This is a genomic window from Streptomyces sp. NPDC057702, from assembly GCF_042799315.1.
GTDB lineage: Bacteria > Actinomycetota > Actinomycetes > Streptomycetales > Streptomycetaceae > Streptomyces.
In genome coordinates, this window is record NZ_JBHVJC010000001.1 from 84,330 (window position 1) to 100,932 (window position 16,603).

21 protein-coding genes and 1 CRISPR repeat array (1 of these 22 running past the window's edge) are annotated in these 16,603 nt (G+C 71.6%); of the genes, 14 read left to right on the forward strand and 7 right to left on the reverse strand.

Annotation, left to right across the window (positions count from 1 at the left end):
- Position 1: 1 nt before the first annotated feature.
- Positions 2-595, reverse strand: coding sequence for an NUDIX hydrolase (locus tag ACFVFR_RS00320; RefSeq protein WP_383696323.1), 594 nt, complete (start codon positions 593-595; stop codon positions 2-4).
- Positions 596-833: 238 nt separating this feature from the next.
- On the opposite strand from ACFVFR_RS00320, the gene ACFVFR_RS00325 reads away from it, so the two are divergent.
- Positions 834-1,124: a hypothetical protein gene (locus tag ACFVFR_RS00325; RefSeq protein WP_383696326.1), complete on the forward strand. Its 291-nt coding sequence runs from the start codon at positions 834-836 to the stop codon at positions 1,122-1,124.
- Between the two features lie 196 nt (positions 1,125-1,320).
- On the opposite strand, the gene serC is transcribed toward ACFVFR_RS00325, so the two are convergent.
- Positions 1,321-2,439 carry a phosphoserine transaminase gene (serC, locus tag ACFVFR_RS00330; RefSeq protein WP_383696329.1) on the reverse strand — a complete coding sequence of 373 codons (1,119 nt, stop codon included), beginning with the start codon at positions 2,437-2,439 and terminating at the stop codon, positions 1,321-1,323.
- A gap of 248 nt (positions 2,440-2,687) precedes the next feature.
- Positions 2,688-3,140: a carboxymuconolactone decarboxylase family protein gene (locus tag ACFVFR_RS00335; protein WP_383696332.1), complete on the reverse strand. Its 453-nt coding sequence runs from the start codon at positions 3,138-3,140 to the stop codon at positions 2,688-2,690.
- Between the two features lie 46 nt (positions 3,141-3,186).
- Between ACFVFR_RS00335 and ACFVFR_RS00340 the strand changes: the two genes are divergently transcribed.
- Positions 3,187-4,773 (forward strand): PLP-dependent aminotransferase family protein, encoded by a 1,587-nt coding sequence (locus tag ACFVFR_RS00340; protein ID WP_383696334.1) that lies wholly within the window; start codon positions 3,187-3,189, stop codon positions 4,771-4,773.
- A 113-nt stretch (positions 4,774-4,886) separates the two neighbouring features.
- On the opposite strand, the gene ACFVFR_RS00345 is transcribed toward ACFVFR_RS00340, so the two are convergent.
- Positions 4,887-5,102, reverse strand: coding sequence for a DUF397 domain-containing protein (locus ACFVFR_RS00345; protein WP_383696337.1), 216 nt, complete (start codon positions 5,100-5,102; stop codon positions 4,887-4,889).
- Positions 5,099-5,971 (reverse strand): helix-turn-helix domain-containing protein, encoded by an 873-nt coding sequence (locus ACFVFR_RS00350; RefSeq protein ID WP_383696339.1) that lies wholly within the window; start codon positions 5,969-5,971, stop codon positions 5,099-5,101. Before ACFVFR_RS00350 ends, ACFVFR_RS00345 begins: the two co-directional genes overlap by 4 nt.
- Before the next feature lie 442 nt (positions 5,972-6,413).
- On the opposite strand from ACFVFR_RS00350, the gene ACFVFR_RS00355 reads away from it, so the two are divergent.
- The gene (locus ACFVFR_RS00355) at positions 6,414-6,731 is read left to right on the forward strand and encodes a hypothetical protein (RefSeq protein WP_383696342.1); all 318 of its coding nucleotides are present in this window, start codon (positions 6,414-6,416) and stop codon (positions 6,729-6,731) included.
- An 11-nt stretch (positions 6,732-6,742) separates the two neighbouring features.
- Positions 6,743-7,246 (forward strand): hypothetical protein, encoded by a 504-nt coding sequence (locus ACFVFR_RS00360; RefSeq protein ID WP_383696345.1) that lies wholly within the window; start codon positions 6,743-6,745, stop codon positions 7,244-7,246.
- A gap of 215 nt (positions 7,247-7,461) precedes the next feature.
- Here ACFVFR_RS00360 and ACFVFR_RS00365 read toward each other — a convergent pair whose 3' ends face one another.
- Entirely contained in the window at positions 7,462-7,992 is a 531-nt protein-coding gene (locus tag ACFVFR_RS00365; RefSeq protein ID WP_383696348.1) for a VOC family protein, read from the reverse strand.
- Positions 7,993-9,896: 1,904 nt separating this feature from the next.
- Here ACFVFR_RS00365 and ACFVFR_RS00370 point away from each other — a divergent pair.
- Positions 9,897-10,640, forward strand: a complete 744-nt coding sequence (locus ACFVFR_RS00370) for a putative protein N(5)-glutamine methyltransferase (RefSeq protein WP_383696786.1) — start codon at positions 9,897-9,899, stop codon at positions 10,638-10,640.
- Positions 10,641-10,958: 318 nt separating this feature from the next.
- Here the strand turns inward: ACFVFR_RS00370 and ACFVFR_RS00375 are convergent, their stop codons facing one another.
- The gene (locus ACFVFR_RS00375; RefSeq protein ID WP_383696351.1) at positions 10,959-11,666 is read right to left on the reverse strand and encodes a GPP34 family phosphoprotein; all 708 of its coding nucleotides are present in this window, start codon (positions 11,664-11,666) and stop codon (positions 10,959-10,961) included.
- A gap of 209 nt (positions 11,667-11,875) precedes the next feature.
- Between ACFVFR_RS00375 and ACFVFR_RS00380 the strand changes: the two genes are divergently transcribed.
- The 9 genes from ACFVFR_RS00380 (at position 11,876) to ACFVFR_RS00420 (ending at position 16,308) form a co-directional block, all read left to right on the forward strand.
- On the forward strand, positions 11,876-12,091 hold the full coding sequence (locus ACFVFR_RS00380; RefSeq protein ID WP_383696354.1) for a hypothetical protein: 216 nt from the start codon (positions 11,876-11,878) through the stop codon (positions 12,089-12,091).
- Between the two features lie 72 nt (positions 12,092-12,163).
- Positions 12,164-12,403: a hypothetical protein gene (locus ACFVFR_RS00385; protein WP_383696357.1), complete on the forward strand. Its 240-nt coding sequence runs from the start codon at positions 12,164-12,166 to the stop codon at positions 12,401-12,403.
- Positions 12,400-12,663, forward strand: a complete 264-nt coding sequence (locus ACFVFR_RS00390; protein WP_383696359.1) for a hypothetical protein — start codon at positions 12,400-12,402, stop codon at positions 12,661-12,663. Before ACFVFR_RS00385 ends, ACFVFR_RS00390 begins: the two co-directional genes overlap by 4 nt.
- A 170-nt stretch (positions 12,664-12,833) precedes the next feature.
- On the forward strand, positions 12,834-13,562 hold the full coding sequence (locus tag ACFVFR_RS00395) for a DUF6879 family protein (RefSeq protein ID WP_383696362.1): 729 nt from the start codon (positions 12,834-12,836) through the stop codon (positions 13,560-13,562).
- Positions 13,559-14,401, forward strand: coding sequence for a helix-turn-helix domain-containing protein (locus ACFVFR_RS00400; RefSeq protein WP_383696365.1), 843 nt, complete (start codon positions 13,559-13,561; stop codon positions 14,399-14,401). Before ACFVFR_RS00395 ends, ACFVFR_RS00400 begins: the two co-directional genes overlap by 4 nt.
- A gap of 182 nt (positions 14,402-14,583) precedes the next feature.
- Positions 14,584-14,934, forward strand: a complete 351-nt coding sequence (locus ACFVFR_RS00405; RefSeq protein ID WP_383696367.1) for a hypothetical protein — start codon at positions 14,584-14,586, stop codon at positions 14,932-14,934.
- On the forward strand, positions 14,934-15,515 hold the full coding sequence (locus ACFVFR_RS00410; protein ID WP_383696370.1) for a hypothetical protein: 582 nt from the start codon (positions 14,934-14,936) through the stop codon (positions 15,513-15,515). The genes ACFVFR_RS00405 and ACFVFR_RS00410 overlap by 1 nt, the downstream gene beginning before the upstream one ends.
- Positions 15,512-15,790, forward strand: a complete 279-nt coding sequence (locus tag ACFVFR_RS00415; RefSeq protein ID WP_383696372.1) for a hypothetical protein — start codon at positions 15,512-15,514, stop codon at positions 15,788-15,790. Before ACFVFR_RS00410 ends, ACFVFR_RS00415 begins: the two co-directional genes overlap by 4 nt.
- A gap of 38 nt (positions 15,791-15,828) precedes the next feature.
- On the forward strand, positions 15,829-16,308 hold the full coding sequence (locus ACFVFR_RS00420; RefSeq protein ID WP_383696375.1) for a hypothetical protein: 480 nt from the start codon (positions 15,829-15,831) through the stop codon (positions 16,306-16,308).
- A 140-nt stretch (positions 16,309-16,448) separates the two neighbouring features.
- A CRISPR array of direct repeats spans positions 16,449-16,603; the repeat unit is 29 nt; unit sequence CTGGTCCCCGCACACGCGGGGATGGTCCC (it continues 362 nt past the right edge of the window).

Here is a 16,603-nt window from a genome sequence, read left to right on the forward strand (position 1 = left end):
CCTACGGTTGACGGATCTCCCCCAGGATGTCCGTGAACCAGCTTCGGGCCGGGTCGGCGTCCTTCTTCCATTTCTCGATCTCGGCCCAGGTCGTCTTGTTGTTCACGTCCCACCGCTGGATCTCGTACAGCTCGTTGTCCACGGGAGCCCGGGGGTACTTCTTGTGGATCTCGCCGTACGTCGTGATCTTCTTGCTCTCGATATCGCTCGCGGCGGAGCGTCCGGCGATGACGTTCCCACCCGCCAGGCCGAAATAGGCGTCGAGGCCCTTCGGTTTGTCTCCGGTCTCGACCAGGAAGTAGACGCCGTGATAGGTGTCGGCGCCCGCTTTCCAGGTGCGGTGTTTCGCGTAGTGCTGCCCGATGTCCGCGACCCCGGTCTCCTCCTGGAACTCCCGGGCGGCTGCCGCCGGTGGCGTCTCCTTCTGGGCGGTCTCGACGCGCCCACCGGGCAGGGCCTCCTTCTCCGCCCCTCGTTCGATCTTCTTTCCCTCGGGGTAGATGGCGCCCTTGTAGAAGAAGCTTTTCCTTCTCTTCTTCGCGATGAGGAACTTTCCGTCTTTCGCGTACACGAGGGCGTAAGCGTACTCGGCCATGAGGGGGTCTCCGGACGGGTGGCGGGAGATACGGGGCGGCGTCCCGGCCCTGTCGTTCTCTCGTGGGGCCCGGGTCGCAGGGGACACGTACCCGCGTCGCTGGTCGTGCTTTTGGGCTGTGCGGGCGAAAACGCGTCGCACGGTGTTCCCGGTCGTCTGGGAATGCGCGGGGGCGACCTAGCCTCGGTGCCGGGGAACGAATTCGGCAGTAGCAGGCGAACGCGAAGGAGTATCGGTCATGGCAGGCGACGCCAAGGGAATCATGAGCCTCGACACGGTCGTTCCGGACGAGGCCGGCCACAACGCGCCCCTCACGTTCAACGGGATCGAACTCGGCTCGGTCAACCACGCGGTCTTTATCCTGACCGGTAAGGAGTACGAGACCGTTGCCCAGCCGGTGACCGGTGATCCCAAGAAGGCCACGTCGGCGGTCCCGCCCGCCTGGCCGGAGGGGAGCGGTCAGATCTACCTCAAGGGGTCGCGTGACCGGCGGACGAACACCGTGCCGTTCGACGTCATCCACAGCTGAGGACGCCCGCCGGCAGCGGGAACCCCTTCCGGGTCCCGGCGCCCCCCGGCCCCACACCGCCCCGCCCCACAGCCCCCCGCGCCTCTCGCGAGCCCGCGCACGCGCCCCCGGCCACGCGGCAGCCCCGTCCGGCGGCGGTGGCGGGCGGGGCTGGGCGGAACGGGTGGAGCGGGATGCGGGGCGGGCCCGCGAGGGGTCAGAGCTTTTCGATGACGTGGTCCACGCAGGCCGTCAGGGCCTCGACGTCGGCGGGGTCCACGGACGGGAACATGGCGACGCGCAGCTGGTTGCGGCCCAGCTTGCGGTAGGGCTCGGTGTCCACGATGCCGTTGGCCCGCAGCACCTTGGCGACAGCGGCGGCGTCGACGCTGTCGGCGAAGTCGATGGTCCCCACGACCTGGGAGCGCTGCGCCGGCTCGGCGACGAACGGCGACGCGTACGACGACTTCTCGGCCCAGCCGTACAGGCGCGTGGAGGAGTCGGCGGTACGGCTCACGGCCCAGTCCAGGCCGCCCTGCCCGTTGATCCAGTCGAGCTGGTCAGCGAGGAGGAAGAGGGTGGCCAGCGCCGGGGTGTTGTACGTCTGGTTCTTGAGCGAGTTGTCGATAGCGGTCGGCAGCGAGAAGAACTCGGGCACGTACCGCCCCGAGGCGTGCACGCGGGCGGCGCGCTCCAGCGCGGCGGGCGAGAAGGCCGCCAGCCACAGGCCGCCGTCGGCGGCGAAGGACTTCTGCGGGGCGAAGTAGTAGACGTCGGTCTCGGTGATGTCGACGGGCAGCCCGCCGGCTCCGGAGGTCGCGTCCACCAGGACCAGCGACCCCTCGTCGGCACCCGCGACCCGGCGCAGCGGCGCTGCCACACCGGTCGAGGTCTCGTTGTGGGTGTAGGCGTAGACGTCCACACCCGCCTCGGCGACCGGCTCCGGGTGGGTGCCGGGGTCCGAGTTGATCACCGTCGGCTCGCCCAGCCACGGGGCGAGCTTGGCGGCCTTGGCGAACTTCGACGAGAACTCGCCGAAGGTCAGGTGCTGTGAGGTGCGCTCGATGAGGCCGTGGGTCGCGATGTCCCAGAAGGCGGTGGTGCCGCCGTTGCCCAGGATGACCTCGTAGCCGTCCGGCAGCGAGAAGAGTTCGCGCACGCCTGCGCGAACCCGACCCACCAGGTCCTTGACCGGCGCCTGCCGGTGTGAGGTGCCCAGCAGCGAGGTGCCGGTGGCGGCCAGGGCGCTGAGCGCCTCCGTGCGCACCTTGGAGGGGCCCGAGCCGAAGCGTCCGTCGGCGGGCTTGATGTCAGCAGGAATCTGGATCTCAGCCACGGGCGAAGCCTAATCCGTTACGCCCGACGTGCTAGAGGGCGGTCCACCGTATGAGACCAGGTGAGCACCGTTCGCGACCAGATCTGACCTGATAGACGTCAGATCAGGCTGAATATGCCCCTGGAATGGGGGCGCGTTTCGGGCTGGCCGAAAAGTGGCGCGGGCCGCCGGTGGGCCCCCGCGCGGGGCGGCGCCGGCCGCGTGCGGTGGGGCTGGGCACGCGGCTCGGCGCGGTGGTGCGGGCCGGCTCACATCGTGCCGGGGACCTTGCTGGTGGTCACCGCGATGCGGTTCCACGCGTTGATGGCGAAGATGACGCCGATGAGCCTGGCGAGCTCGCTCTCCTCGAAGTGCTTGGCGGCCCGGTCGTACACCTCGTCGGAGATGCCGTTGGGCAGCAGGGTGACGGCCTCGGTCAGCGCGAGGGCGGCCTGCTCCTTCTCGGTGAAGAAGTTCGGCGCCTCGTGCCAGGCGCTGACCAGGTTGATCCGCTCCTCGCTCTCACCGGCCTTACGGGCGTCGGTGGTGTGCATGAGCAGGCAGTACGCACAGTGGTTGATCTGCGAGGCGCGGATCTGGACCAGCTCGACCAGGGAGTGGTCCAACCCCTCCTTGGCCGCGGCGGTCAGGTCGATCATGGCCTGGAAGACCTTGGGGGCGGCCTTCGTGAAGTTCATCCGAGCGGTGTGTTCTGTGGTCATACCTCGACTCTAGGAGGCCGATGGGGCGCACATATGGTTCATTGCCATGGCGGAATCGTGGGGCAAAGCGACGGGTGGGCCGGGCAGTGACCTTCATCTGGAGTTGACCGGTCCGGGAGGTGTACGGGCTTCGCTGACGCGTGCCCTGCGGGAGGCGATCCGTACCGGGCGACTCGTCCCCGGCACCCGGCTGCCGCCCTACCGTTCGCTCGCGGTGGACCTGGGCGTGGCTCGCAACACGGTCGCCGAGGCGTACTCCGAACTCGTCGCCGAGGGCTGGCTGACCGCGCGCCGGGGCGCGGGCACCCGGGTCGCGCCGGGCGCCGTGCCGGCCCGGCCCGTCGCGCCGCGCGCCCCCACTCGCCCACCGCTGGCCGCCCGGCCCACCTTCGACCTGCACCCGGGCGCGCCCGACGCCTCCTCGTTCCCGCGCGCCGCCTGGCTCACCTCCTCGCGGCGGGCCCTGGGCAACGCGCCCAGCTCGGCGTTCGGCGTCAACGACCCGCGCGGGCGCGTCGAGTTGCGGCACGTCCTGACGGAGTACCTGGCCCGCGCCCGAGGCGTACGGGTCGACCCCGAGCGCGTCGTGATCTGCGCGGGCGCCGCCCACGGGGTGCGGCTGCTGGCCGAGGTGCTGGTGGACGCGGCGCGCGAGGACGGGCCGCCGCGCGCCGAGCACGGCGGCGTGGGGCGAACCGGTGTCGGGCGAACCGGCGTCGAGCGGAACGGGGTGGGGCGGGCCGCCGCCTGGGGGCGGGTCGCCGAGTTCGCGCCGGACGTGCTGACGGCCGGGGCGGGCGGGCGCGGCGGGGTGACGATGGCCGTGGAGTCCTACGGCCTGGAGTTCCACCGCACCATCCTGCGCCGCGCCGGCGTCCACGGCGTGCCGCTGACGGTGGACCAACACGGCGCACAGGTCGGCGAGTTGACTGCGATGGCCGCCCGTGCGGTGTTGCTGACGCCCGCGCACCAGTACCCGACGGGCGGCCCGCTGCACCCCGAGCGCCGGGCGGCCGTGATCGACTGGGCCCGCACCACCGGCGGCCTGGTCATCGAGGACGACTACGACGGCGAGTTCCGCTACGACCGGCAGCCGGTGGGCGCCGTGCAGGGCCTGGACCCGGCACATGTGGTCTACGTCGGCTCGGTCAGCAAGAGCCTGTCCCCGGCCGTCCGCGTCGGCTGGCTCGTCCTGCCCGACGCGCTGGTGGACGCGGTGCTCGCGGCCAAGGGCGAGCGCGAGGTGTGGGTGAGCGTGCCCGACCAGCTCGTCCTCGCCGACCTCATCGCGTCCGGCGCGTACGACCGCCACGTACGCCGCATGCGCCAGCGCTACCGGCGCCGCCGCGACCAGCTCGTCTCGCTGCTGGCCGAACGCGCCCCGCACATCGCCGTCACCGGCATCGCGGCCGGCCTGCACGCGGTGCTGGAACTGCCACCCGGCACGGAACGCACCATCGTCCAGGCCGCGGCCTGGCAGGGCCTGTCCGTGGACGGCCTGCACACGTACCGCCATCCGGCGTCCCCCATGCCACCCCAGGACGGCCTGGTCGTCGGCTACGGCACGCCCCCGGACCACACGTTCGCGGGGGCGCTGGACGCGTTGTGCGGGGCGTTGCCGTCGGCGGGGTGAGGGGGGCGCGCTGCGCGCGGCGGGGTGGGGTGGGGTGACGGTCGCGGAAGCCCCCGCGACGCTCAAGGCTGGAGCCGCGAGAGGAGCGGGGGCGGGTCGCGCTCGCGCGCGGGTCAGGCGTGGAAGTCGCCTGCTTTGACGCCGGCGATGAACGCCGCCCACGCCGGGGTGCTGAAGGCGAGGGCGGGCCCGTCGGGGTTCTTGGAGTCGCGTACGGGGACGGTGCCGCTGGTCGCGGCGTGACCTGGGGCCCATTCGACGCAGTTGCCGCCGCCGTTGGAGTACGAGGACTTGTGCCAGGTGCTTCGAGGAGAGGGGGTGATTGTCATTCCGGGAGTTCCTTCGCGAGTTGGGCCAGGATCTTAGGGGTCTCTCTCGGCGGCAGAGCGCTGGCAGCCAGCGCGTCGAACATCCGGTTGAAGCGCCCTACTTCCTTCGGCTTGTCGGTCACCGCAACGGTGAACCAGGCGGTGTCTGTTTGGACGGTCATGGGCAGGCCGTCGTTCAGGATCATGATATTTACATCGTGGAACGCTACGTATCCGCGCCCTGCTTGCGGCAGGACCTGCAGCGTCACGTTCTCTCGGTCTGCCAGCTCGGCGAGAGACTCGTACTGATCGCGCATGACCGCTGTGTCGCCGATGAGGTAGCGCAGCGCCGGCTCGTACAAGACAGCCCAGACCTTCAACGGGTCGTCGTCGCGAACGACTGCCTCCTGCCGCTTCATCCGGAGCTCGACGCTCTGACGAATGAACTCAGTCGTGCTCTCGTCGATTGGCTTGTGCACGTCGTGGACTGCCATGGCATAGGGCCTGGTCTGCAACAGTCCAGGGACGATCGTCGGATGGAAGATCCGAATCTCCTTCGCCGCCGATTCGACGCCCAGGAATCTCGGCATGCCCGACAGCATCGTGGTTCCGGTTCCGGTCCACCACTCCCGGCTGGAGGCTTCGCGCTGGAGTGAGAGCAGTCGAGCTACCTGCTCCTCGTCGGTGATCCCGTACCGCTCCAGCAGTTCACGCAACTGAGCTGCCTGCCGGAAGGACTTCCAGCCGGTCTCCACACGCTGCAGCGTGCTCTCGTCTATGGGGAGCCCCTGCACGGCCTCGGCGATCGTGAACCCAGCCTCTTTTCTTAGTTGTCGCAACTCGTGGCCCAGTCCGATGCGTCGTGCCGTCGGCTGCGGTCGTGCGGCCATGTGTCCTCAATCCCGGCGTATGAGTGCGCCGCTACCTACCTCGTGCCCAGTTTGGCGCCCGATGTGCGTGCAGTGAAGGTCGATGCGACCGTCCTGGCATGTGCCACTTCATCTGCTCAGGCTGAATTCCGAGCAGATTCTATTGCGGCAAACTCGGCTGCCCAGGAACGTGGTTGAGACCGCGCCCCGGATCTTCACGGGTTCGAGTGGACGCGTCCTCCGCTGTTAGGAACGAGCGAGCCATGAATCACACACGCACCATGACCATGAAGGTGTACCGAAAGCGCACTTCGGAGCGCCCGACCCCCACCGTGCTCTTGACGGTCCGCGTCGACCCAACCGCGGTGACACGGGGCGAGCTTGAGGACCAGCATCGCGCCGACGCGTGGGGCGACTGCCGGTGCCCGCTGCATCGCGAAGCGGTCGGTGGGGGCGGTGCCGCGTGACGCAGCACCTCGCGCTGGTGGGCGCGCACCGGGTCATCGTGAAGGGGCTCGCGATGCGGTTCTTCGTCCAGGTGGACGGCGCGTGGTCGCCGACGACCGATCTGGACTTCCAACACGCCTACGAACTCTCGTTGTTCGACCCCGACGCGCTCGCCAAGGACGTGCTGTGCCCGAACGCGCGGCGGGTCGAGTACACGACCGACGAGGCGTGGTTCTGGTCGGACGGGTGCGGCGCCTCGGGGATGTGCACCTTCGACGACAAGGAACCCGCCGAGTGCTCCGTAATGGCCCTGCTGGCGGGGGCCGCGTCGTGATGCCGCGTGCGGTGCGCGTCCCGCGTGAGCTGCGGGTCGAACTCCTCGTCTGGCGGCCGGCCGATCCGGCCGCGCCGCTGGACCTCTCGCGATCCTGGCCTCGGGTCCTCCAGGTCGCCCGCGACGGCGGGGCCGGGCCGCCCGGTGTGATCGTGCGGCCCGGCGAACCGGTGCGGGCGGCGGCGGGACGGGCCGCGACCGCGCTGGGCCTTCGGCCGCCGCCCGAGCCCCGGTTGCTCGCCGTGGACCAACAGCCCGACGAGGGCGCGTACCCGGAACAGCTATCGCTCATCGTGGACGGCGGCTGGCTCGGCGCGGGCGACCTCGCGTCGTGCGACTGCGATGGCCACGGGCTGGTCTGGACCCCGGTGACCGACCTCGGCCGCGTGGCCCTGGTCCACGCCCTACGCGTCGCCGTGACCGGCCAGGACCCTCCTGTGTTGTGGCGGGGCGCGGCCGGTGAGGGCCGGGGTGGGGCGGGGTTCGCGGGGCGGCGGGGTGGGGCGGTGTCGTGACCCGCCCGCCCGCCGCCCCGCTTGTCGCTGGCCGTCGTCGCCCGTCGCCCGTCGCCGTTCGTCGCTGCCGCTGTCGCCCGTCGCCGTCCGGCGCCGCCTGCGCGGGCGGTCGAGGGGGGCCGCGTCGGGGTGGCGCGCCTGCGTCGGTGGCGGTCACGTGCCGGCGGCGGGTCGAAGCTGGCCCGGGGCCAGTTCGACGGCGTCCGGTGTCGCGGTCAGCGCCAGCGGTTGTTGCTGGTGTGGTCCCCGGCCAGCCAGCGGGCGAGGTCGGCGTGTGCGGTGGCGCGCCGTTCGGCGTCGATCTCCGCCACGTCGGGGTGGTCGACGGCGAACTCCAGGATCAGCCCGTTGGGGTCCGTGACGTACAGCGAGACGCAGAAGCCGTGATCCATGACGTGGGCGTTCGTCCCCGGGTGGTCGGCCTCGGTGGCGCGCTTGTGGATGGCCTCCTGCGTCTCTGCCTCCACCTTGAAGGCGACGTGCCGCACGGGGGTCGCGTGGATGCCGGTCCTGAACTCTTCCTGGTCCTGGGCGTCGGCGAACTGGAAGAAGGCGAGCGCGCTGCCGTCGGCCAGGCCATAGAGGGCGTGACTGTAGGCGCGCTCGGACCCGGACAGCACCTCGCGCTCGGTCCACGTGGCCACCAGGGGCAGGCCGATCACCTCCTCGTAGAAGCGCCGGTTGGCTTCCTGGTCGTCGGTGATCCAGGCGTGGTGGTGGAGCCGGAGGGGCAGGGCGTGCGACATGACGGATCAACTCCGTTGCGTAGAAGGGTTGTTGGGCCGGACGGACCGTCTTGCCGCCACGGCTTCGTCCAGCATGCCGCCGAATTAGGTTGAACATTGAATCAATTTGGGTCATGTTCGCGACCCGACGGCGGCGACCGCTTACCCCCTGGTCGGTGGGGGTGGTGGCGCGCGACGGGCGTCGGGTGGGGCGGTGTCGGAGGGTTTGTGGGCCTGGCCTGGTCGGCTATCTGTGGGGTGTGCGTGAGGAGTTGGCGTGCGGAGGGTCTGGCCTGGTCGGACGCGGCGCTCGTGGTGCCGTGCTCGTCGGTTCAGGTCCGGGGTCGGGTGGGGGGTGGCTGGCGTCCGCCTGGGGTGTGAAGGGTGGCGAAAAAAGGTTGAACGATAAACCTGTGTGGGGCATCTCTCGTGCCCGGTCGCCGCTGAGGTGGTGGGTCCCGTACCCGGCCGCGCGGCGCTCGCGATCAAGTGGCCCACCCTTCGCGGGTCGCGGCGACGAGGGGCGGGCGTCGTACGACATCCGGGCGATGTCTGCGGGTGGCCCGTCCGCGCGGCTCGCTCGGCCTCCGGGCGGGGCCTCGACACCTCGGGGCCTTGGGGGCGCGCGGAGGGTTGAGAGGTTGAAGGGTTGGCGGGACCCGGCGGCGGTGATGCGGGCGGCGGCGAGTCGCGGGCGGGCCGTGGTCGGCCGTGGGCGGGCGGGCCGGGCGTCGGGTTGCGGCGGGCGCCGGTCGTGGTGGTGGCGCTCGGGGTGGTGCCGGTTGTGGTGGTGGTGCTCGGGGTGGTGGTGGCTGAGGTGGTGCTGGTTGTGGTGGTGGCTGGGGTGGTGCGGGTCGGTGGTGCTGGTCGGAGTGGGTGGCCGAGGGGTGGTCGCGGTGGTGCCCGCGTGCGGATGGCGTGGCCGGGCGGGTTGCTGGCGCGGGCGGGCCCGGTGCGCGCCGGGCGGGTACAGTTGCACGCTCCAGCAGTGGACGGATGATCGAACGAGGAGGTGAGCCCCATTACCGCTGTGTCAGGTCGGGTGCTCCCCCTTGGACGGGCGCGGTTCATCGCCTAGGTGAACCCACGGGGCCCCGCAGGCGCCCCGAAAGGTTCCCGTGTCAGACGTTTCCGACGTACCCCGTGTCACCCCTGCGGCGCAGCACTCGCCGCGTACCCGCGCGCTGCCCCCCGCTCCCCCCGAGCCCGCCGCGCTTCCTGTGCCGGCGCTACGTCCCGAGCCCGTCGCGCCCCCCGCACCCGCCGTACCGGCCGAGCCCGCCGTGTCGCCTCGACCCGTCGCGCCTTGCGCGTTGGCCGCGCTTCCCGTACCCGCCGATCCTTCCGTACCCGCCGATCCTTCCGAAGCCGCCGTACCCGCCGTACGCGCTGTACCCGCCGCGCCTCCAGCGCCCGCCGCACCTCCCGTACTTGCCAACTCTTCCGAAGCCGCTGACTCGCCCGCGCTCGCCGCTTTCCCGGCGGCCGTCGTACCGGCCGATGTGGTCGCGCGGCTGCGGGCCGCTGGCTGTGTGTTCGCCGAGGACGAGGCTCGGTTGATCCTGTACACCGCCCGTACGCCGGCGGAAGCCGAGTCGATGGTGCGGCGGCGCGCGGCCGGGTTGCCGCTGGAGCAGGTGGTGGGCTGGGCGGAGTTCTGCGGGCTGCGGATCGCGCTGGACCCAGGGGTGTTCGTGCCCCGGCGGCGTACGGAGTTCCTGGTCCGACAGGCCGTCGCGCACGTGGTGGCCCGTCAGCCGGCCAGCGCGTGGCGGGCGGCTTCCGGAGGCGGGTCGACCAGCGCGTTGGGAGCGGCTGGCGCGTCGGGGTTCGCCGGCGCGGCTGGTTCCGGCGGCGGTGGACGCGGGGTGGCTGGCGGGCCTGCTTCCGGCACGGGGACTGGGGCGGTCACCGCGTCCGGGGGTGTGGCTGGGGTCCGTGTGGGGGTGGCGCCCGGGGGCGCCGGTGGGCCTGCGGGGGGCGCCGCGCCCGGGGTCGCCGCTGAGCTCGGAGTGGGCGTGGCGCACCGGTCCGGGGCGGGGCGTCGGTTCGCCGCCGTCCACCGGCCCGCCGCGAACGGCCGCCGTGCGACCCCGACCGGGCGCGGGCCCGGTGCGCTGGTCGCGCCCCTCGCCGGGCGCGGCCCCGCCGCCGCGCCGGCCGTCGTGGTGGACCTGTGCTGCGGGTCGGGCGCGGTGGGCGCGGCGCTGGTGGCCGCGCTCGGGCCCGACACCGAGCTGTACGCCGCCGACGTGGACCCGGCCGCCGTACGCTGCGCGCGTCGTAACGTCGCCGCCGTCGGCGGGCGCGTCTACGCGGGTGACCTGTTCGCACCGCTACCCGCCGCCCTACGCGGGCGGATCGACGTACTGGCCGCCAATGTGCCGTACGTGCCCTCCGACGCGATCGCGCTGCTCCCGCCCGAGGCCCGCGACCACGAACCGCTGGTGGCACTGGACGGTGGTACGGACGGGCTCGACGTGCTGCGCCGGGTGGCCGCCGCCGCGCGGGAGTGGCTGGCGCCGGGCGGCTGCGTCCTGGTCGAGACGAGCGAACGCCAGGCCGCGCGAGCCGCACTCGCCTTCCTACGCGGCGGCCTGGCGGCCCGCCTGACCTGCTCCGACGAGCTCGACGTCACGGTGGTCATCGGCACGCCCCGCGCGGGATGAGGGCCGGCGGGTCGGCGGGTTGACTGGCGGCGGGTTGGCGGATGCGGGGTGAGCCAGTACCGGGTGAGGTGGCGAGTGGGCTGGGGTTGCGGGGGGCCGGGTGGGGTGGCCAGGCGCGAGGGGCGTCGGGTGAGCCGGCGCTGGGTTGACGGGTGCCGGGGGAGTGGCGACGGGTTGGCTGGCGGCGAGGGGGGTTGGGTGGGGCCGTGGCGTGCGGCTGACGGTCGCCTCACGAGGTGAGCGCGCTACGGAGTCGACACGGCTCCCCGGGAGTGACACCACGTCGTGTGGCAGGGGCGTATGGACGGCGGTTAGCCGTCACCCTTTTCGGCTCGGTATCCACGTCGTGAGCATGACGCTCGTGTCCCGCAAGTCCTCGGGGAGCTGACTCTCCGGATCGGTGCCGCGCGCGTGAGCCCGGGCGCGGGCCAGGTGTTCGCGGAAGGTCAGGGTGAGGCCGAGGTCGTTCATGAGCTCCGCCTTCTCCGCGAGATCGCACAGGAACATCAGGCGCGCGTCCAGCGGGACGCGCTCCTGGTGTGCGGCGCGGACCTCGGCGAGCAGCGCGTTCCGTGTCTCGCGGTCGGTGTGGTGTCGCTCCCTGCGCCAGAGCGTGCGGGGCTCGTGTCGCAGCAGGCCACGGTCGGCGAGTGCGGCGCGGTGCAGGGCCAGCGCCGCGTGTCCGCGATGCCGGAGCCAGCGAGGCAGTTTCAGCGGCTGGTCCCCGGCGGCGCTCTGGTGGAGCTCGGCCAGGAGGGCGTCGGCCCAGCCGATGCCGATGGGCTCGGTGCTGAGCAGAGATATCTCGCCCGGCCTCCGCGCGGAGTAGGAGTAGACCTCGAAGCCGAACTTCCGGCTCTTGTTGGCGCGGACCAAAAGGTGCCGGCGCAGTGCGAGTTCGCCGAGCTCGGCGGCGGCGCAACCCACCGCCGTCTGCGCGACGTCGCGTACGTGACCGGTGTCCAGTTGCGAGAGGAGGACGAACTCTTCGGGCAGGGTCAGCGGTTGCGACAGTAAGCCAGCCATGGGTCTCATCCTGACCCATCGCGCTCCGCGCCCGCTCGCGCGCCTGCCCCCACCAGGCCCGTAGCGACGACGCCAACCAGCTCAGCCGAAGAGTTCTCACGGACGTACCGGGCGCCTCCGTCCCCCGCCCCGGGGCGTCGAGGACCGTCGTCTCGCTCGCTCGACTGGTCACCGCCGCGCGCCGCGACCCGGCCAAGACCGGCACGCCCGTGTCGTACACGGGTGCCCGCGTGGTCGAGCAGGCGCTCGGCGCCGAGCGCCTACTCGACTCCCGCTACGCGGAAGGGCACTTCGGCAGCGCCACCGTGACCGCCTACGCCAAGTGGCAGCGCCGGGGCGGCTACACCGGCGCCGGCGCCGATGGCATTCCGGGCCGCGCGACCCTCGCCGCGCTCGGCAACCGCCACGGGTTCCACGTCGCCTGACCCACCACGGCCCGCCCGGCACCGCGCCGGGCGGGCCTCCGTGTCGCACCGCATCTACAGGAAGGCATCCCCATGACCACCGCCACGAAGCGCGCCGTACGCACCGCCCTACAGGCCGCCGTAGCCTTCGCGGTCGCCCTGCCCGCCACCGTCGTCGCATCCGGCATCCCCGCCGCCCTGCCGTGGGTCGCCGGCGCCCTGGCCGTCGCTGGCGGCCTCGCCCGCGTGATGGCCCTCCCGAGCGTCGAGACCCTGCTCGACCGCGTCGGTCTCGGCCTGGTGGACGACGATCAGGGGGTCGGCAGCTCGTGACCATCCCTGCGCCGTCCGATCCGGCCAGCGTCGCCGTCGAACTGGAGCGGATTCGCGGCACGATGGCCGAGGGGTTCGCCCGCACCGACGGATCTCTCGCTCTGCTCGTGCAGCGTGGGCAACAGACCGACGCACGCCTCGCGGACCACGAGGCCCGGCTCGACGCGCTGGAGCGTTCCCGCTGGCCGCTCCCGTCCCTGGCCGCGCTAGTCGGCGTCACCGGGCTCGTGATCGGCCTGTACGGACTCCTCGGAAAGTGAGCGCCCCCTCGCCTGGCTACGGCTGGGCGAGGGGGCTTTCGTCACGCCCGGAGCCTGTGGATTGCGCGCAACGAGCGGGAACGGAGTCACGCGAGCAATCTGCCGCAACGCGCGGATGCAGACCCGCTATCTGGCACATGCTGATCTCGTCCGCACACGAGGGAGGATTCATGACGTTGAGGTTCCTCGGCACCACCAGCGAAGAAGGCAACTGCCCTACCTTGTATGACATCCCGGAGACCGACGAGGTCCTGGTGCAGGGCGACCGTGAGACGGACCCCGAGCACCTTGCCCAGCTCCGAGACGTGAAGCCCAGTGAGTCGTTCGTGCGGGTGCCGCGCTCGCTTCTCATCCGGTACGCTCCGCGCGCCGCCGTACCCGAGCTGACACCATTCGCCGACATGGCGCACCTCTTCAGCGAGTTCCAGCACACTGCGTGGCGGCTGGAGACTCGGCGCGGCTATGCGGTCGATCGCGCCAGCGCGAAGTGGCAGCGGTGGGCAGCCGGGGAGGACGTTTCTACAGATCCGGACAACGCCTGGCGCCTCAACGTGCGGAAGCAGGTTGCTGCGGGGAAGCGATTCGAGCGCGTGCGGATCGTGGACGAACCGATCACCGAGGGTCAGCGATTTCTCGCCGCCACCGCGCCCGGCAACATCGCTGCCGGCGAGGACATCCGCACCCTCACCCGCACCCAGGACCAACATCTGCGGTTGCCCGACTACGACTTCTGGCTCTTCGACTCGCGGCTCGTAGCTCGCTTCGCCTTCGACGACGAGAACACCACCCTGGGTGTCTACCTGACCGAAGACCCGGCCGAGGTGGTTACGGCCTGTCAGGCACGCGATGCCGCATGGCACCACGCCGCACCTGGGGAGCAGGTACCTTCCCCCATGTGAGCACCGACTTCCAGAGCGCACGGGTAGCCCTCGGTGCGCAGTTACGCGAGCTGCGCACCGAGGCCGACATGACCGGCAGGGATCTAGCCGAGGCGTTGGGTTGGCACCCGTCGAAGGTCTCGCGTCTGGAGACCGGCAAGCAGACCGCGACACCCGCCGATCTGACGAGTTGGGCGGCAGCCGTCGGACGGCAGGACCTGACGGGCGAGCTAAAGGGCCGACTAGCTGGCTTGGAGACGACGTACCGGTCGTGGCGTCGTCAGCTCGCCGACGGGTTCCGGCCGCGGCAGGATGTGGCGCTGGCCGAGACGGAGGCCACCCGCATGATCCGTGCGCTGGAGGTCACCCGTATTCCGGGGCTGGCACAGACTGCCGACTATGCGCGCCATATCTTCTCCGCTGCCGCCGAGTTCCGGCAGGCACCGCGGGATATCGAGGACGCCGTTCGCGCGCGGATGCGTCACCAGCAGGTGATCTACGAGCCGGGCAAGTCCTTCCGCTTCCTCATCTGGGAGGGCGCGCTGTATGCCCGTTCTTGCCCGCCAGAGGTGATGTCGGCCCAGCTTGATCGGCTGGCATCGCTGATCGGCGTGGACACTGTCGACTTGGGCATCATGCCGTTCGGCGCGCACCTCCGCCGCCTCCCATCGCACGGCTTCTGGATCTATGATCAAAGGCTCGTCATCGTGGAGACCCTGACCACTGAGATGTGGCTTGATGACGACGACGCTATCCGCCTGTACGAACGGGCATGGGCCTGGCTCGCCGAATCGGCAGTCCGGGACCACCAGGCCCGCCGGCTGATCGCCCGAGCGCAGGCCGCTCTGGACGCTGCCTAGACAATCCGCCGCAACGGCAGGCCCCGATCCGCAATCCCGCGCAACCGTCTACAACGGCAGCAACACGCAGACCTACGGTCAGTCATCAAGCAATCACCGATGACTCCGGAGGCTGCGCCATGCCGACCGAAGCCGATCACGCGACGCCCTCGCCTTACGACTGGGTCCCGCCTGGTGGCGGGATGGCCTGGGTGCGTGTCGGGGCCCTCGGCTGGCACACGCTGACGTTGCCGTTCCACCTGGGGGAGCCGGTCTTGGCCGCGCTGGGGGACGTCAGCGGCGCGGTGATCCAGGAGGATCTGGACCGTCGCGTGAGCTGGCTGATCGAGCCGAAGGCGCCGGCCGTGCAGCACCTGCGCGGGCGCGAGGAGGTCACGCTCAGCGGGGATGACGGCTCGTTCATCTTCGTGCCCGGCATGGCCCGCACGCACCTGGTCTGGTGGCGCGTGCCTCCAGCGGAGGGTTGTCTCCTGACTCCCGCCGAGGACCTGGCCGAGGTCATCGCGGCCCAGCGGCCGGGGTGGTCGCGGTGATGGCCCTCGACTGGGCGCCGCCGCCTGTGGCGGGGCCCGTGTTGCTGCCGACCGGTCGGCACTGGGACGCCGTACGAACCTGCGCCGCCGTCGCAGACCGGGCGTTCGGAGTTCTCGACAGGCTGGGCGCGTCCACCGCCGCGATCATCGACTCCCCCGCGCGCACGGTGATCTGGCTCATCCCACCCGACGAGGCCCCGCACGCCCCGTGGTGGCAGTGGGACCGACTCCGCCCCCACGTCGCGGTGTTGCCCTCACCACCGGCCGGTCTGGCCTACGTCGGCGTACCACCCGCCGACCGGCAGGACGGCCCGGGCATCCACTGGCGCGTGCCGCCGCACTGGAGTGGGCGCTACGTCACCGACGCCGACCGGTTGGCCGAGGTGCTGGCCCCGGCCGTCACCGCCATCCACGGGCCCACCGCGCTCGCACTCCAGTGCCGCATCTGCCGGCAGACCGTTCCCCGCGCGCACGCGGTGACCGCCCACGGCCGACTCACCGCCGCCGACCGCTACCCGCAACGGCTGACCGCCCACCGCGCCTGCGCCCGCCACATGGTCATCGAGGAGGAGGGGCGGTGAGCCGCAGCAGGCACCGGTACGTGGAGATGGCGTTGCGGCCCGACCCGCAGGCCGCGTCGTACGTCGTGCGCGCGGCGTGCGTCACCTGCGGGCAGCGGTCGCCGACCCCCGACCCCGACGCGTCGATCACGGGCCAGCACCGCCAGGCCCAGCGCTGGTGCACCGCGCACGCCGCCCGCGACCACCCCGACGGCCGTCACGTGCGCTACGTCGCGACCACCACGGTTCACTGGCGGATCGTCCCGGCCGAGGACATCGGCCCCGAAGCGCCGTGACGCGGGCACACGGGTGGGCCCCGCCGCCCGGCGCTGGTGTGAGTCTCCTGCCCCTGGGCGCCACCTGGGTCCTGATCTGCGGACCCGCCTGCCTTCAGCGGTGGATGACAGCGAACAGCGACACCCCGATGATCGCGGGCCCGAGGCCCTGCTCCTGGCTGCCCTCCGCCGATGACCTCGGGGGCTGGCACTGGCGCTACGCGATGCTCGCCCAACACATCCGGGTCATCACCCAAGGCATGGCCCTGGTGCCGCACGCCGACCGCACCCGAGGCCCGGGACCGCGATGGGCTCACCCCTGGGGCGCGCCCACCCCGCCGACGCGATGGCTCGCGCACGCGCTCAGCCTCTCCGACGACCTGGCCACGGCCTGGATCGTGCACCACGGACCGTTACCCGAGCGACCGGGCGAGCCTGCCCGCGACGATCGCCGGGAGGCCGTTCGTGGAGCGCCCGCCAAGAACCCGACCAACCCGCCCCCGCCCCCCGCCCCAGGTATCGTCAGCTCTCACGACTGAAGTCAGGGCAGGCGACTTCAGCGCCCGGCGGGTCTAGGGGGGCATGGGTGGGGTTTTTGTCGGAGTTGGGCGTTAGGTCGCGATCAGTGAAAGTTGCAGAAAACCGGTCTCTCGCCGGGTAAACTCGCAGGTCAATTACCCTGGTCCCCGCACACGCGGGGATGGTCCCGGCCCGGAGGGTGCCACCACAGCGGGCCGTCCCTGGTCCCCGCACACGCGGGGATGGTCCGGATCCTACCTCGCCGCATTCAAGACCTGGCTACTGGTCCCCGCACACGCGGGGATGGTCCCAGGG

What these genes read in the sequence shown, in the direction of transcription:
- ACFVFR_RS00320 (WP_383696323.1), bottom strand. Translation starts at nt 595, where the DNA reads ATGGCCGAGTACGCTTACGCCCTCGTGTACGCGAAAGACGGAAAGTTC.
- ACFVFR_RS00325 (WP_383696326.1), top strand. Translation starts at nt 834, where the DNA reads ATGGCAGGCGACGCCAAGGGAATCATGAGCCTCGACACGGTCGTTCCG.
- ACFVFR_RS00335 (WP_383696332.1), bottom strand. Translation starts at nt 3,140, where the DNA reads ATGACCACAGAACACACCGCTCGGATGAACTTCACGAAGGCCGCCCCC.
- ACFVFR_RS00340 (WP_383696334.1), top strand. Translation starts at nt 3,187, where the DNA reads ATGGCGGAATCGTGGGGCAAAGCGACGGGTGGGCCGGGCAGTGACCTT.
- ACFVFR_RS00345 (WP_383696337.1), bottom strand. Translation starts at nt 5,102, where the DNA reads ATGACAATCACCCCCTCTCCTCGAAGCACCTGGCACAAGTCCTCGTAC.
- ACFVFR_RS00350 (WP_383696339.1), bottom strand. Translation starts at nt 5,971, where the DNA reads ATGGCCGCACGACCGCAGCCGACGGCACGACGCATCGGACTGGGCCAC.
- ACFVFR_RS00365 (WP_383696348.1), bottom strand. Translation starts at nt 7,992, where the DNA reads ATGTCGCACGCCCTGCCCCTCCGGCTCCACCACCACGCCTGGATCACC.
- ACFVFR_RS00375 (WP_383696351.1), bottom strand. Translation starts at nt 11,666, where the DNA reads ATGGCTGGCTTACTGTCGCAACCGCTGACCCTGCCCGAAGAGTTCGTC.
- ACFVFR_RS00385 (WP_383696357.1), top strand. Translation starts at nt 12,164, where the DNA reads ATGACCACCGCCACGAAGCGCGCCGTACGCACCGCCCTACAGGCCGCC.
- ACFVFR_RS00395 (WP_383696362.1), top strand. Translation starts at nt 12,834, where the DNA reads ATGACGTTGAGGTTCCTCGGCACCACCAGCGAAGAAGGCAACTGCCCT.
- ACFVFR_RS00405 (WP_383696367.1), top strand. Translation starts at nt 14,584, where the DNA reads ATGGCCTGGGTGCGTGTCGGGGCCCTCGGCTGGCACACGCTGACGTTG.
- ACFVFR_RS00410 (WP_383696370.1), top strand. Translation starts at nt 14,934, where the DNA reads ATGGCCCTCGACTGGGCGCCGCCGCCTGTGGCGGGGCCCGTGTTGCTG.